This window comes from Pseudomonas psychrophila (assembly GCF_001043005.1).
Taxonomy (GTDB): Bacteria; Pseudomonadota; Gammaproteobacteria; order Pseudomonadales; family Pseudomonadaceae; genus Aquipseudomonas; species Aquipseudomonas psychrophila.
This window is the reverse complement of the sequence record NZ_JYKZ01000004.1, coordinates 272439-286717: the sequence shown is the minus strand read 5'-3', so window position 1 is coordinate 286717 and position 14279 is coordinate 272439. Positions and strand designations below refer to the sequence as shown.

12 protein-coding genes and 4 tRNA genes are annotated in these 14279 nt (G+C 58.9%); 5 read left to right on the top strand and 11 right to left on the bottom strand.

Annotated elements, in window-relative coordinates; genetic code table 11:
* The first annotated feature begins 58 nt into the window (after positions 1 to 58).
* From TU76_RS12690 to mgtE, 4 genes are all read left to right on the top strand, one after another.
* Positions 59 to 149: transfer RNA gene (locus tag TU76_RS12690), tRNA-Ser, on the top strand.
* 107 nt (positions 150 to 256) lie between these two features.
* A tRNA-Arg gene (locus TU76_RS12685) sits at positions 257 to 333 on the top strand.
* A gap of 70 nt (positions 334 to 403) precedes the next feature.
* A tRNA-Arg gene (locus tag TU76_RS12680) sits at positions 404 to 480 on the top strand.
* A 502-nt stretch (positions 481 to 982) separates the two neighbouring features.
* The gene (mgtE, locus tag TU76_RS12675; protein ID WP_016782141.1) at positions 983 to 2425 is read left to right on the top strand and encodes a magnesium transporter; all 1443 of its coding nucleotides are present in this window, start codon (positions 983 to 985) and stop codon (positions 2423 to 2425) included.
* Positions 2426 to 2542: 117 nt separating this feature from the next.
* On the opposite strand, the gene TU76_RS12670 is transcribed toward mgtE, so the two are convergent.
* The 5 genes from TU76_RS12670 to TU76_RS12650 form a co-directional block, all read right to left on the bottom strand.
* Complete coding sequence (locus tag TU76_RS12670; protein WP_019823397.1) at positions 2543 to 2863, bottom strand: Arc family DNA-binding protein; 321 nt, start codon at positions 2861 to 2863, stop codon at positions 2543 to 2545.
* A gap of 272 nt (positions 2864 to 3135) precedes the next feature.
* Positions 3136 to 3312, bottom strand: coding sequence for a PA3371 family protein (locus tag TU76_RS25400; RefSeq protein WP_019823395.1), 177 nt, complete (start codon positions 3310 to 3312; stop codon positions 3136 to 3138).
* Between the two features lie 29 nt (positions 3313 to 3341).
* Positions 3342 to 3572 carry a hypothetical protein gene (locus tag TU76_RS12665; protein WP_019823393.1) on the bottom strand — a complete coding sequence of 77 codons (231 nt, stop codon included), beginning with the start codon at positions 3570 to 3572 and terminating at the stop codon, positions 3342 to 3344.
* Between the two features lie 233 nt (positions 3573 to 3805).
* Positions 3806 to 4534, bottom strand: a complete 729-nt coding sequence (locus TU76_RS12655) for an aspartate/glutamate racemase family protein (protein ID WP_019823389.1) — start codon at positions 4532 to 4534, stop codon at positions 3806 to 3808.
* A 55-nt stretch (positions 4535 to 4589) separates the two neighbouring features.
* The gene (locus TU76_RS12650; protein ID WP_037031889.1) at positions 4590 to 6131 is read right to left on the bottom strand and encodes an NCS1 family nucleobase:cation symporter-1; all 1542 of its coding nucleotides are present in this window, start codon (positions 6129 to 6131) and stop codon (positions 4590 to 4592) included.
* Between the two features lie 616 nt (positions 6132 to 6747).
* On the opposite strand from TU76_RS12650, the gene TU76_RS12645 reads away from it, so the two are divergent.
* Positions 6748 to 6824, top strand: a tRNA-Arg gene (locus tag TU76_RS12645).
* Between the two features lie 61 nt (positions 6825 to 6885).
* Here TU76_RS12645 and TU76_RS12640 read toward each other — a convergent pair.
* From TU76_RS12640 to TU76_RS12615, 6 genes are all read right to left on the bottom strand, one after another.
* Positions 6886 to 8073 carry a fumarylacetoacetate hydrolase family protein gene (locus tag TU76_RS12640; protein WP_019823385.1) on the bottom strand — a complete coding sequence of 396 codons (1188 nt, stop codon included), beginning with the start codon at positions 8071 to 8073 and terminating at the stop codon, positions 6886 to 6888.
* A 139-nt stretch (positions 8074 to 8212) separates the two neighbouring features.
* Entirely contained in the window at positions 8213 to 9997 is a 1785-nt protein-coding gene (locus TU76_RS12635; RefSeq protein WP_019823383.1) for an IlvD/Edd family dehydratase, read from the bottom strand.
* 16 nt (positions 9998 to 10013) lie between these two features.
* Positions 10014 to 10898 carry an NAD(P)-dependent oxidoreductase gene (locus TU76_RS12630; RefSeq protein ID WP_046808559.1) on the bottom strand — a complete coding sequence of 295 codons (885 nt, stop codon included), beginning with the start codon at positions 10896 to 10898 and terminating at the stop codon, positions 10014 to 10016.
* Complete coding sequence (locus TU76_RS12625) at positions 10895 to 12265, bottom strand: MFS transporter (protein WP_019823378.1); 1371 nt, start codon at positions 12263 to 12265, stop codon at positions 10895 to 10897. The genes TU76_RS12630 and TU76_RS12625 overlap by 4 nt, the downstream gene beginning before the upstream one ends.
* Positions 12266 to 12416: 151 nt before the next feature.
* The gene (gene denD / locus TU76_RS12620; protein WP_019823376.1) at positions 12417 to 13391 is read right to left on the bottom strand and encodes a D-erythronate dehydrogenase; all 975 of its coding nucleotides are present in this window, start codon (positions 13389 to 13391) and stop codon (positions 12417 to 12419) included.
* Positions 13392 to 13429: 38 nt separating this feature from the next.
* Entirely contained in the window at positions 13430 to 14278 is an 849-nt protein-coding gene (locus TU76_RS12615; protein ID WP_019823375.1) for an ureidoglycolate lyase, read from the bottom strand.
* Position 14279: the final 1 nt, after the last annotated feature.

The window sequence follows — 14279 nt, the reverse complement described above, 5'->3', positions numbered from 1 at the left end:
TATTTAAGTTTTTAGTTGCAAGCGGGGAAAAGGCTGGTTATTATACGCCCCGTGTTGCGGAGAGGTGGCCGAGTGGCCGAAGGCGCTCCCCTGCTAAGGGAGTACATCTCAAAAGGGTGTCGGGGGTTCGAATCCCCCCTTCTCCGCCATTATTCATGTAGCACGTTGGATCTGGACAGTTTCGGTAAGTTGTTGAAAATACTGAAAAAAAAGCTTGTCAGAGAGATTTAACGGTCTATAATGCGCAGCTTCAAATGCACTCGTAGCTCAGCTGGATAGAGTACTCGGCTACGAACCGAGCGGTCACAGGTTCGAATCCTGTCGAGTGCACCATTTAAGAGTCAGTTGCTTCGGCAGCTAACTTGGCTTCAACCAGGGTGGTCTGGTCTAACAAACACAACTTGCACTCGTAGCTCAGCTGGATAGAGTACTCGGCTACGAACCGAGCGGTCACAGGTTCGAATCCTGTCGAGTGCACCAAACACCAAAAAGCCCGCATTGTATGCGGGCTTTTTGCTATCTGGGATTTGGGCATTCTGTCATCCTGCAGACTTCTTTCCTGTTTATCCTGATTGCTGCGTAGATGCTGCCGAAGAACGAAGGCAACGAATGCGTGCGCGGCATGTCTAAATCCCAGATGTCCAGAACCGAGTCGTCTGATTCGCGATCGTGGTGCAGCCGCTTGCAGCCCTCGTTCCCCAGCAGCGCCTGCAACCTGAAATTTCACACATGGGTTGTGCCCTGCGTGAATCATCTTGCGTCGCACTGTCAAAGCAGGTGTTACCCGCAAGCATTTGTTATCTCCGAGATTTTTGCGTCAATAATTTTTAAGCCGTGTATGATTGCGCCCGTCAGCCCCGCCGGGGCTTGTGGAATACCTCCATGGACTTACCCAGTAGTAACTCAGCATCCCGTTTTTCCAATCATGAATTGACTGATTGATCCTTCCGGCGTGCCCTGCTGCTGGGAGTGGAGTTCGCCTATGACCGAAGTTGAAGTAAAGAAAACACAAGAAAGCCTGCAAAGCCGCCTCGCTCAAGTTATTGAGCTGCTTAATCGCCAGCGTGTGGTCGAAGACCTGACTCATCGTCAGGAAGGCCATCACCATGACCGGGTTGAAAACCTGGTTCATCGGCAGAATCTGGTTGAGCTCCAGCGCAAGCTGGAAGACCTGCACTCCGCAGACGTTGCCTACATCCTCGAAGCATTGCCGCTGGATGACCGCCTGACGGTCTGGCAGTTGGTCAAGGCCGATCGCGACGGCGACATCCTGCTTGAAGTATCCGATTCGGTACGTGAAACCCTGATCGCCGACATGGACGATCACGAGCTCCTGGCAGCCGCCAAGGAGATGGACGCCGACGAACTTGCTGACCTTGCCCCCGAGCTGCCGCGAGACGTCGTCCATGAGTTGATGGAGACCCTTGATGGTCAGCAGCGTGAGCGCGTCCGCTCCGCGCTGTCCTACAACGAGGATCAAGTTGGCGCACTGATGGACTTCGAGATGGTGACGATCCGCGAGGATGTCAGTCTTGAAGTCGTCTTGCGTTACCTGCGTCGCCTCAAAGAACTGCCGGGCCATACCGACAAGCTGTTCGTGGTCGATTACGACGGTGCGCTTAAAGGCGTGTTGCCGATCAAGCGCTTGTTGGTCAATGACCCCGAGAAGCAAGTGTCCGAGGTCATGGCCAACGATCCGGTGAGTTTTCATCCGGATGAGGATGCTTACGATGCCGCACAGGCGTTTGAGCGTTACGACTTGATTTCGGCCCCTGTGGTCGACAAAAACGGCAAGCTGATCGGTCGTCTGACCATCGATGAAATGGTCGATCTGATCCGTGAAGAGAGCGAGAACGAAGTTCTCAACATGGCCGGTCTGCGTGAAGAAGAAGACATCTTCGCCTCCGTCTGGAAATCCCTGCGTAACCGTTGGGCCTGGCTGGCAGTCAACCTGGTCACCGCGTTTATTGCGTCGCGGGTGATCGGCCTGTTCGAAGGTTCGATTGAAAAACTGGTGGCACTGGCAGCACTGATGCCCATCGTGGCCGGTATTGGTGGTAACTCCGGCAACCAGACCATCACCATGATCGTACGGGCGATGGCGCTCGATCAGGTCAATACCGGTAGCACCTCGCGTCTGATGCGCAAGGAGCTGGCCGTGGGCTTGATCAATGGCCTGGTGTGGGGTGGGGTGATCGGTGTTGTCGCGTATCTGCTGTACGGCAGCTGGTCACTGGGTGTGGTGATGACCGCGGCCATGACGCTCAACCTGCTGTTGGCAGCGCTGATGGGGGTATTGATCCCCATGACCCTTGCCCGGCTGGGGCGTGATCCGGCCATGGGTGCGAGTGTGATGATCACCGCCATGACGGACAGCGGCGGGTTCTTCATCTTCCTGGGACTGGCAACCATCTTCCTGCTCTGAGGGCTGGCGGCCTGGTCTGACAACTGTCACGCCAGGTCGTTTTGTACCTGGCGCAAATCGCGCCCATAAAAAAGCCAGCTAAACGCTGGCTTTTTTGTCGCCTGAGTTAAATCAGGATTACTCCGAAGCTGCCTCAGCGTCGTGAGCAATCAGTGAAACCAGGGCGTTTTGTTGGCGATGGGACAGTTGGCGGAAGCGTTGCAGCAGCTCGCGCTCGTGGAGGGAGAGCTCAGGGCTGTCCAGGCGCATGCTGAGTTCGTCACCCAGTACGCCTTCTTGAATGAGGCTTTGCTCAAGGCGAGCAATGATTTCTGAGTTCATGCTGCGGTGATGATTGCGAGCCACCTCGGCGATGCGCTCGCGCATTCCGTCTGGCAGGCGTACGACGAACTTGTCAGCCGTACGGCTGGAGTAAATTGCCTGTTTCAATGGGCGCATTTTAGTTAACCGGTTAGTTCAGGGGAGCGGTTCTCGGGAATTGGCCGCAGGATGTGATTAAGACCGTCCTTATAGCCAAAGTTCAACCTGAATTGCTAGGAGGCGCGCATCATGCCTCAAATCTGCCACTTCCCTGGCGTCAATTCTGTGACAAATATTGAACCGGATAAAGGCGTTATGCCAGTAGTGATTGCTAAAAAATAGGCATCCGCATTAATAGCATCGACATCCACCACTTACCCCAAATGCTCCGCCCCCGACGTTGAGCGGTCTCAACGCAATTGCGGGTCAAATTTGAACCTGCGGCCGATGATCAGCGCCACCAGCCAGCAGCTGAAAAACACTCCGGCAGCAATTAATGGCAGATTTCCGAATTCGTCACGGGCAAATACATCGAGTGCGAGGCTCGACAACGCCAGCATTAACAAACTCAAAGCAATTTTGGACATGATTTCCTACCAACCTCTCAAGGTGCTCTTCAAAAGACCCAGCGCTCACCCTCAGATGCCAGATTGGCGGCAGGGTGTTCGGTGGTCAGGTGAGGTGTCACGCTGCTGACGCTATTCATGACTGCCACTTGTGGCTGCGGCGCGAGGGGCTTGTTGTAAATTTGGACATGTTGCTCTGCGGCAGCGGGCTCGGGTTGAAAGTGAAAAATCACTAACACAGCCAGCGCCAGGGCGTTTAACAGTAAAAGGGTGCTGTTCATGGCGGTCATCTCTGAGAGCATGGACGGGATACTGTTAATAGAGCAGTCTTCGTGCCAACTGTTAAAGGTCTAAAAACCCTTATAAAACAGCTGGTTGAGGTATGTATTCAAGAGGATTTGATTGCAATTTGCAATGATGGCTTTTTGATGTAGTGCAAATTGCACGATCAGGTCCAGAGCCCGCGGGAGCGGGCTTGGGAAAGATTCAGTGGATATCGCCAACAGATGACCCGTCAGCGTGCGAAACGTTCGGCCCATCCGTGAATAACCTTGGGGCGCGGGGTTGCGTAGGTGCGTACTTTTGACGTCGACAGCCCCAGACGAACCAGCGACTCGGCAACGGTTACCGCAGCGGTAACGCCATCGACCACTGGCACGCCGGTGCGCTGGCGAATCTGCTCATCCAGCCCCGCCATGCCTCCACAGCCCAGGCAAATGACCTCGGCCTTGTCTTCGCTCACGGCCAGTTCAGCCTGACGAACAATGGCCTCGACCGCTCTTTGCGGTGACGATTCGAGCTCCAGAACCGCCAGGCCGCTGGCCCGTACCGATGCACAGCGATACCAGAGCCCGGACAGTTTCAGGCGATCCTCAATCAGCGGTACGGTACGATCCAGTGTGGTGACAACCGAATAGGCGCGCCCCAAAAACATGGCGGTGCTGGCCGCAGCGTCAGTGATATCCACCACGGGTACGTTGAGCAACTCCTGCAATCCTTCTCGGCCATGCTCGCCATACCCGGCCTGAATCACCGCATCGAAGGGCTGGTCGTAGGACATGACGCAGTCCATTACCGCGATGGCGGCCAGATAACTCTCAAAATTACCTTCAACCGACTCGGCGCCGAAGCTGGGCGTCAGCCCGATGATCTCGGTGCCTGGTGCGGCAACGGACTGCGCCTGACGCGCAATGGCCTGGGTGATGCTGTCGGTGGTGTTGACGTTGACCACGAGAATTCGCATGGACGTTCCTTCAAATCAAGGGTGGGCGGTCTGACCTGGCCAGACCGCAAGGGTATCAATGGCCGGCGTTGTCGACCGCGATCGACTCGCCGCTGACCTGGGCGTAGTGGGGTTGGCGTATGGCGATGATCAGGTAAAGCATCGCCGCGATGCTGGCCCCGATCATCCAGGAGAACGGCGAAACCGCGTGGAAGCCCGGCACCAGGGCCAGCACGATGGCGATCAATGCGGCAGGAATAAACGCCGCGACAGCGCGTAAATTGACGCCACGGCTGTAGTAGTAAGCTCCGCTCGGGTCTTCGCTGTACAAAGCCGGCACATCAATACGGCCTTTTCGTACAAGCCAGTAGTCGACCATGATCACCCCGTACAGCGGGCCAAGCAGGGCACCCAGGCCGGACAGGAAGTAGACGATCACCAGCGGGCTGTTATAGAGATTCCATGGCAGGATCAGCACCGCGAGGGTCGCGCTGATCAGTCCGGCGCGTTTGAACGTCAGGTGCTTGGGTGCCAGGTTGCTCAGCACGAACGCTGGTGCGACGAAGTTGGCCATGATATTCACCGCCACCGTCACAATCAGAAACGCCAGGCAGCCCAGCACCAGAAAGAAGGTATTTGGGATCGTGGCAATAATTTGCGTTGGGCTCTCGATAACGGTTCCGTTGATTTGAAACTGAGCGCCACACAGCAGGACGGTGATACCGGCAAACACCAGAATATTTACTGGCAGGCCCCAGAAATTTCCAACCTTGATGGTTTTGCAGCACGGCGATGAGCGTGAGAAATCACTGAAGTTGAGGATCAGCGTGCCGTAGATCGCCAACCACAGCGCGGCACCGGCAAACACGTTGCGCCACACCTCCGCGGTGCTCAAGGGCACGCGGTCGGACCAGGCAATGGTGCCGTTAGCCTGAAAGTACATCCACCCCGCCAGACACAATACCGTCAGCAAAATCACCGGCCCGGCAAAGGCTTCGTAGCGGCGAACCATTTCCATGCCGTAGGCCAGGATTGTCAGTTGCACCAGCCAGATCGCGACAAAACACACCCAGCCCAGACTCGACAGGCCAAGGATCGAGTCATGGTCGTAAGCGTCGAAACCAGGGTGTACGGCCACCAGCAGCACCCGCAGAACCACCGAGGCCAGATACGTCTGAATACCAAACCAGGCGATAGCGATTACTGCGCGTATCAGCGCAGGAATTTGCGCTCCATGAATGCCGAAACTTATCCGGCTGATCACGGGGAAGGGCACACCGGTGCGCTGGCCCATATAGCCCGACAGGTTCATAAAATTGAACACCAGCATTGCGCCGATCCCGAGTGAAAGCAGGATCTGCCAGCCGTTCAGGCCCAATGCGTAGAGCCCGATGGCGAACGAGTAGTTGGCGATGTTGTGCACATCGTTGGTCCACAGGGCAAAAATACTGTAGCGGCCCCAGCGGCGGCCTTCGGTTTTAGTGGGAGCAAGGTCACGGTTGTGCAGGCGTGGACTGAGCGCCAAAGGTAATGCGCTAGCGTCCAGAGAATCGGGGAGGGGAGTTGAAACCGGTGAAGGTAAATCCAGAGCGATGGTATCGGAGAGTCTTGAACGCATTCTGGCAAGCTCCTGATGCCCGCTGGCGTGATGACTGTTCATGAGCGTTGGCTCGACAAATCTTCGTCACGACAGCGGAAATCACTGGTTGTGAGAGTTCGCGGTATGCCTGCTTTTATGTGGCAGGCTACGAAACAATGTGTACTTAGTTTTTGTTTGTTTTGTATACAAGTGTCGTGTGGGTGTAAGCGATATTCATGCCAGCAAAAACATCAGAACCGATAACGGTGTTCACAGACCGCTTTGTGTTTTTTTATCTATCTGAAAATAAAAGAATTTTTAATTTTTTCGCGACTGCTTAAAAACAAGCCAATAGAAAGGAGGGTGAAGCGAGGTGGATTCTGACCAAAGAGTGAGATGTTACCTTTTGATGCAGAAAACCTTTTTGAAAAGTTTGAGTGCACCGTTATGTGACGTTTTGTATACGATTAATAGGCGCTGTAGGCACCTGTAATCGCTGCCGCGCTGCGCGGGGCAGCGATAGGTCGTGAACATTGAGCGTCAGGTCTGCCGGTTGCACTGCAGTAACGGCTACGGGGAGTGAGTCTTACCGTGAAAAAGGCCACGCACGACATGACAAATAAAGGCATGGCCGTTACCATGCTCGCCGTCATTTGTCTCAGTAGCTCAATTGGATAGAGCATCCCCCTCCTAAGGGGAAGGTTGCAGGTTCGAACCCCGCCTGGGACACCAGATACGCAAAGGCCCCGCACTGTTTAACAGGCGGGGCCTTTTTTGTGGCTTAGCCCGTCATTCAAGCCTGGCGGAGTAACCCCCGCTGTGCCAGGTTCTTCATCAATGCACCCACCCCAAACGCCCATTGCGGCGCCTGGTCGCTACCCGTCACGCGGTTGTGCAGGGCGCCCAGTGTGGGTGATGAAATGCTCACGATATCGTCCGCTTTGTGGGTGAAACCCTGACCCGGGTGGTCGCGGTCTTCGGTGGGCGCGAACAGGGTGCCGAGAAACAGTACAAAGCCGTCCGGGTACTGGTGGTTGGCATTGAGCGTCTGCTCTGCCAGGTCGGCCGGGTCGCGGCTGATCTGGTTCATGGAACTCTTGCCGTCCAGTACATAGCCGTCCGTGCCTTCGACGCGCAAGGTCACTTCGCAGTGGCGCACGTCATCGAGACTGAAGTGTTCGTCGAACAGGCGAATAAACGGTCCCAGTGCGCAGGATGCGTTGTTGTCCTTGGCCTTGCTCAGCAGCAGCGCACTGCGGCCTTCGAAGTCGCGCAGGTTGACGTCGTTGCCCAGGGTTGCGCCGTGAATCCGGCCCTGGCTGTCCACCGCCAGTACGACTTCCGGTTCGGGGTTGTTCCAGCTTGAACCCGGGTGAATGCCGATGGCATTACCGCTGCCCACCGCCGCCAGAATCGGGGCCTTGGTGAAGATCTCGGCGTCCGGGCCGATACCGACTTCCAGGTACTGGGACCACATGTTCTGTTCGATCAGCACCTGCTTGAGGCGCATGGCTTCAGGTGAGCCGGGACGCAGATCGCGCAGGTTGTCGCCAATGACTTCTTGCACCAATGCGCGGATCTCTTGGGCGCGCAGTGCATCTCCGCCTGCTTTTTCTTCGATGACCCGCTCGATCATGCTGGCGGCAAATGTCACGCCTGCCGCCTTGATCACTTGCAGGTCTGCAGGGGCCAGCAGGTAGGGCTTGGCCATGTCACGTTGCTCGCCACTGTTGGCCAGCACGGCCTGAATCGTACCCAGGGCAGTACCGCTGATTTCACGCAGGCTTTGCAGCGGCTTGGCGCTTTCCAGCAGCGAGCTCAGGGTGGGGAAGTGCGCAGTGCAGTCGATCACTTCGCCGTCTCGAACCACTACCACGGCCGGGCCACCACGCTCGCCGGGCAGCCATACGCGACCGACCAGTGTCGCGCGTTGCCAGTCATTGGGCAGGGAGTTTTCTACGGTCAATTGCAGCGTTTGCATAGGCCTGATCCTTGAAAAAGGTACATCGAGATTCGTGGGAGCGAGCCTGCTCGCGATCGAGTCACTGCGGTTTGCCTGAGCATCCGCAGCGTCTGCTTCGCGAGCAGGCTCGCTCCCACAAGTCATGTGTCTGTGGTTTCTAGTGAGAGTGGCGGGGCGGGCCGTTTTCCGGGATTACGCGCCAGTACAACGTTGCCGGTTCCAGGCAGCCGCCGGTGGACAACTGGCCGACCAGTTGGCGATACAGTTCCTGCCACGGTGTTTGCGACGGGGCCAGCGGCGGCAGCGGTTCCTGGCGACGCTCGTTGAGTACGGTTTCGTCCACCAGCAAATTGACGCTGCGCGCATTCAGGTCGACGCGCAGGCGATCTCCCGTGCGCAGCAGTGACAGGCCGCCACCTACGGCAGATTCCGGGGACATGTTGAGGATCGACGGGCTGGCCGACGTACCGCTTTGGCGGCCATCGCCCATGCACGGCAGTGAGTCGATCCCGGCCTTGATCAGGTTGGAAGGCGGGGCCATGTTCACCACCTCGCCACTGCCGGGGAAACCCACGGTGCCGCAGCCGCGAATCACCAGGATGCAGCGCTCATCGATATCCAGCGTCGGGTCGTTGATCCGTGCCTGATAGTCTTCGGGTCCCTCGAACACAATGGCCCGCGCTTCGAAGCTGTTGGGTTGCAACGGGTCGCTGAGGTAGGTCTTGCGGAAGGCTTCACCCACCACCGACATTTTCATGATGGCGCTGTCGAAGAAGTTGCCGCTGAGCACGATAAAACCGGCACGGTGCATCAGCGGGTCTTCGAAGGCGCGGATCACATCGCGATCGCCGGTGACGGTGTCGGCGACCACCTCGCCCATGGTGCGGCCACTCACCGTGAGGCAGTCGCGGTGCAGGAGGCCAACCTTGTCCAGTTCATGCATCACCGCCGGTACGCCGCCTGCACGGTGGAAACTTTCGCCCAGGTATTCGCCGGCCGGCATGCAGTTGACCAGCAGCGGCACGTCTTCGCCCACGCGCTGCCAATCTTCGAGCGACAGATCAATGCCGCTGTGGCGGGCAATGGCAATCAAGTGCGGCGGGCAGTTGGTGGACGCGCCCAGTGCCGAGGCCACGGCAATGGCGTTTTCGAATGCAGCGTGGGTCATGATCTGCGATGGGCGTACATCCTCGCGAACCAGATCGACAATCCGCATGCCGGTGGCATAGGCCATCTGCCCGCGTTCGCGGTACGGCGCCGGGATACTGGCGCAGCCGGGCAGCGACATGCCCAGCGCTTCGGCCAGGGCGTTCATCGACAGGGCGGTGCCCATGGTGTTGCAGTGCCCAACCGAAGGCGAAGAGGCGGTGGTCAGGGTCATGAACCCTTCGTAATCGATCTCGCCTGCGCTGAGCAGATTGCGCGCATGCCACAACACTGTGCCGGAGCCGATGCGCTGGCCTTTGTGCCAACCGTCGAGCATCGGCCCACCGGACAATACAATGGAGGGCAGGTCAGTGGTGGCCGCCGCCATCAGGCACGCCGGGGTGGTTTTATCGCAGCCAGTGGTCAGCACCACACCGTCCAGCGGGTAGCCATGAAGCACTTCCACCAGACCTAGATAGGCGAGGTTGCGATCCAGCGCGGCGGTGGGCCGGCGTGACTGCTCGGCGATCGGGTGCACCGGGAATTCCATCGGAATGCCACCCGCGTCGCGAATGCCGTCCTTGACCCGCTTGGCCAGTTCGATGTGATGGCGGTTGCAGGGCGTCAGGTCGCTGCCGGTCTGGGCGATACCGATAATGGGCCGCCCCGATTGCAGTTCGGCGCGGGTCAGGCCCTGGTTCATGTAGCGTTCAACGTACAGCGCGGTAAGGTCAGCGTGACTTGGATCATCGAACCACAGCTGGCTGCGCAGGCGGCGTGGGGTTGAATCGGTCATGGCAGGCTCCAGCAAATTATTCGGGTAATGGGTTGTTACGGCGCAACTGACGGATCAGTCCGGCGTGGTCGAGTTCGCCATCTCCGGCCTCGACCATGGCTGCAAACAGACTGTCCACCAGGCTGCCCACGGGCAGGTTAAGGCCCAGCTTTTGCGCCTGAGCGAGGGCGGTTCGGGTGTCCTTGAGCTGCCACTTGGCAGGGCCGCCGGGAGTGAAGTCGTTGTTGAGCATGCGTTGACCGTGTTGACGCCAGATCGGCGAATCGACAAAGCCTCCCATCAGCGCTTCGTGGACTTTTGACGGGTCCGCGCCGCCGCGCTCGGCCAGCAGCAGGCCTTCGGCGACGGTGGCGATGGTGCTGGCGACGATCAACTGGTTGACCAGCTTGGACAGTTCGCCAGTGCCCGCCGGGCCTACGTGTACCGGGCGGCCCATGGCAGCCAGCACCTCGCGGCCCTGTTCGAAGGCCTCAGCTTCACCGCCGACCATGATCGCCAGGCTGGCTTCCCGCGCGCCGCGCTCGCCCCCCGACACCGGGGCGTCGAGGTAGCGCAGGCCGCGTTCGGCACACAACCGCGCTTGCTCGGCAGCGGTGTCGACGGGGATCGAACTCATCACAATCACCAGCGCACCCTGTGCCAAGGCCAGGGCCGCGCCGTTGTCGCCAAACAGAATCTCGTCGCAAGTCGGACCATCGCTGAGCATGCAGATCAGCACTTGCGCGCCGTGTGCTGCTTGAGCCGGGGTCTGGAAAACCTCAGCACCTTGTGCCGAGAGTTCCTGCACCTTGGCCGGCGAACGGTTCCATGCCCGTACCGCAAAGCCTGCGTGCAGCAGGTTGCGGGCCATGGGCTGGCCCATGATCCCGGTTCCGATAAAGGCTACGGCAGGCAGGCTCATGCTTTGCCTCCAACAGCCGGGGCCATTTCTGCGCCAATCTGCGACACCTTGTTGCGTGGCATCAGCACCATGCCCAGGCCACCCAGGCCGACCAGCGCTGCAATCACCATAAAGCCCGGGGTGTAGCTGCCGGTAACGGTGAACAGATAGCCTGTCAGGTAAGGGCCGATAAAGCCGCTGAGGTTACCGATGGAGTTGATCAGGCCAATCCCCACGGCAGCGCCAACGCCGGTCAGCACTTGCCCCGGTACGGCCCAGAACACGTTGATTGCGCTGTACACACCCATCGCCAGAAGGATAAAGCCGACGACGATGATCCACGGCTGGTTGAGCCATAACGCGACGGCTATGGACACCGCCGCGAGCATGGCAGCGCCGCCCGCATGCCAGTGACGCTCTTGCAGACGATCAGAGCGACGGCTCCACCAGATCATCGCTACAGCGGCAACGGCGTAAGGGATGGCGGTGATCAGACCATTTTGCATCAGGCCGATTTCAAGCCCGAACGAGCCACGGAACGAGGCCAGTACGGTGGGCATGAAGAAGTTCATCGCGTTGGAGCCCGAGGTGATGCCGAAATACACCAATGCCAACAGCCATACCTGGCGGTTGCACAGAGCCTTGCGGATCATCTGGCCTTTGGTTGGTTGAATGCCCACCACCAGCGGTTTGTTGCGCTCTTCCTGGGCCAGGGTATTGATCAGCCAGTTACGCTGTTTGTCGGTCAGCCAGTGCGCGTCGGCCGGGTGGTCAGTGAGGTAGAAGTAGCACACCACACCGAGGATCACGGCCGGTACGGCCTCGACGATGTACATCAGGCGCCAGCCGACGAAGCCCCAGGCATCGCCCAGCTCCATCAGGCCTACCGACAACGGTGCGCCGATGATTTGTGCGATGGGTACGCCCAGGTAAAAGGTGGCGATCATGCGGGCGCGGTAACGGCTCGGGAACCACAGCGACAGCAGGTAAATCACCCCGGGGAAGAACCCGGCTTCGGCAATACCCAGCAGTACGCGCAGGGAAACGAAGTGTACGGGCGTCTGCAGAAAGCCCATAGCGCCTGCGATGATGCCCCAGGTCACCATGATCCGCGCAATCCAGACCCGGGCGCCGTAGCGGTGCAGCAGAATGTTGCTCGGCACTTCGAACATGAAGTAGCCGAGGAAGAAAATACCCGCGCCCAGGCCATAAATGGTCTGGCTGATGCCGATGTCTTCGTTCATCCGCAGTGCGGCGAACCCGACGTTGTTACGGTCCAGAAAGGCGACCACAAACAGCAGGATGAGAAAGGGGATCATGCGCTTGGTAACGCGCTTGATCGTCTGTTGTTCGATGTCGGAGACATCGGGAAGTGGCGTTGTGGTCATATCGCACGGCCTCAGTTTTTATTGTTGTGTGTAACGCGAGCTTTTTTGCTTTTTGTGGGAGCGGGCTTGCTCGCGATAAAGGCGACGCGGTGTCACTGAACAACCGCATCGATCCCGTCGCGAGCAAGCCCGCTCCCACAGAGGTGTGGGGTTATTTGGGGGCCGTATCCTCGATATGGGCGCGCACGATGGCGTCGAAGTCCGGGTCGGCGGTAAAGCCCAGGGCTCGGGCGCGTGGAGCCTGGACCTTGCTCGGCCAGCTTTCCACGATGCGCTGGATGGTAGCGTCCGGCTCCCAGCGAATCAGCTTTGTCACGTCCTCTCCTGCCACCCGTTGCAGCGCCGAGACCATGTCCGCCACGGTGGTGGTCACACCCGGCAGCGGGATGATGCGTTCGTTGCCCAGGGTTTGCGGTGACAGGGTCATGCCCAGCAGCATCGACTCAATAATCCGCCGCGGAGACGTGAGGTACACCTGGGTGTCCGGGCGCACCGGGCACACGGCAGGCAGACCCACCAGCGGCTCGCGAATGATCGAGCTGAAGAAGGTTGATGCGGCCTTGTTCGGCTTGCCGGGGCGCACAGCCACCGTTGGCAGGCGCAGCACGCGACCATCGACAAAACCCTTGCGGGCATAGTCAGCCACCAGCAGTTCGCCCACGGCTTTTTGCATGCCGTAGGAGGACTGCGGCGTGAGCACGGTATTGTCATCGACCACAGGCGGCAGCGCGCCACCAAATACGGCGAAGCCGCTGGCATACACAAAGCGCGGTGTGTTGCCCTGTTTGCGCAGGGTTTCGAGCAGCAGCATCAGGCCGTGCAGGTTGACCTGCATGCCGAGGTCGAAATCCGCCTCGGCGGCCGAACTGACCACTGCTGCCAGGTGCCAGACCAGATCCACGCCGTCAGTCACTCGGGCGATAACGTGCGGGTCAGCCACATCGCCGGTCACCAGTTCGATGCGCGGGTCATCGGGCAGGTCTTCCCCAGCAAAGGCGTCAAACAGCACGATGCGTTCAATGGCACGAGGCGCCTGGCCTTCGAGGGTCAGGGTGTTCAGGTCAAGCAGGCGCTGAGCCAGTTGCTTGCCGATAAAACCGGTACCGCCGGTGATTAGAATTCTCATGTACAGCCCCTGTTTCTTATAGTTGTTTGAGCGGTGAATCAGTCGGCCTGCACGGTGCGCTGGCGCTGCTCGCCAAGGCCGCTGATGCCCAGGCGCATTTCCTGACCCGGGCGCAGATAGACCGGCGACGGCTTGACGCCCAGGCCCACACCCGGCGGCGTACCGGTGGAAATCACATCGCCCGGTTGCAGTGACATGCAGCGGCTCAGGTAGGCAATCAATGCCGGGATCTGGAACACCATGGTGCGGGTATTGCCGTTCTGGTAGCGCTGTCCGTCGACCTCAAGCCACAGGTCGAGCTGGTGTGGATCGGTGATTTCATCACGGGTCACCAGCCACGGGCCGAGGGGACCGAAGGTGTCGAAGCCCTTGCCCTTGTCCCAGGTGCCGCCACGTTCCAGCTGCCATTCGCGCTCGGACACATCGTTGATCACGCAGTAACCGGCCACGTGTTCCAGTGCGTTGTGTTCGTCGATATTGCGTCCGCCCTTGCCGATCACCACGCCCAACTCGACTTCCCAGTCGGTCTTGGTCGAGTCGCGGGGGATTTCGACGTTATCGTTGGGGCCGCAGATGGCGCTGGTCCATTTACTGAACACCACCGGCTCCGACGGCACGGCCAGGCCGGATTCTGCGGCGTGGTCCGCATAGTTCAGACCGATGCAGATGAACTTGCCGACCTGGCCGACGCAGGCGCCGATTCGAGGCGAGCCGCTGACCAGAGGCAGGGTGGCGGGGTCGATTTTGCTGAGTGCGGCCAGGCTTTCGGGATTGAGCGCGGAGCCTGCGACATCAGCGATGTGCGCCGACACATCACGGATATTGCCTTGAGCATCCAGCAGACCGGGTTTTTCCTGACCTTTATCGCCGTAGCGCAGCAGTTTCATA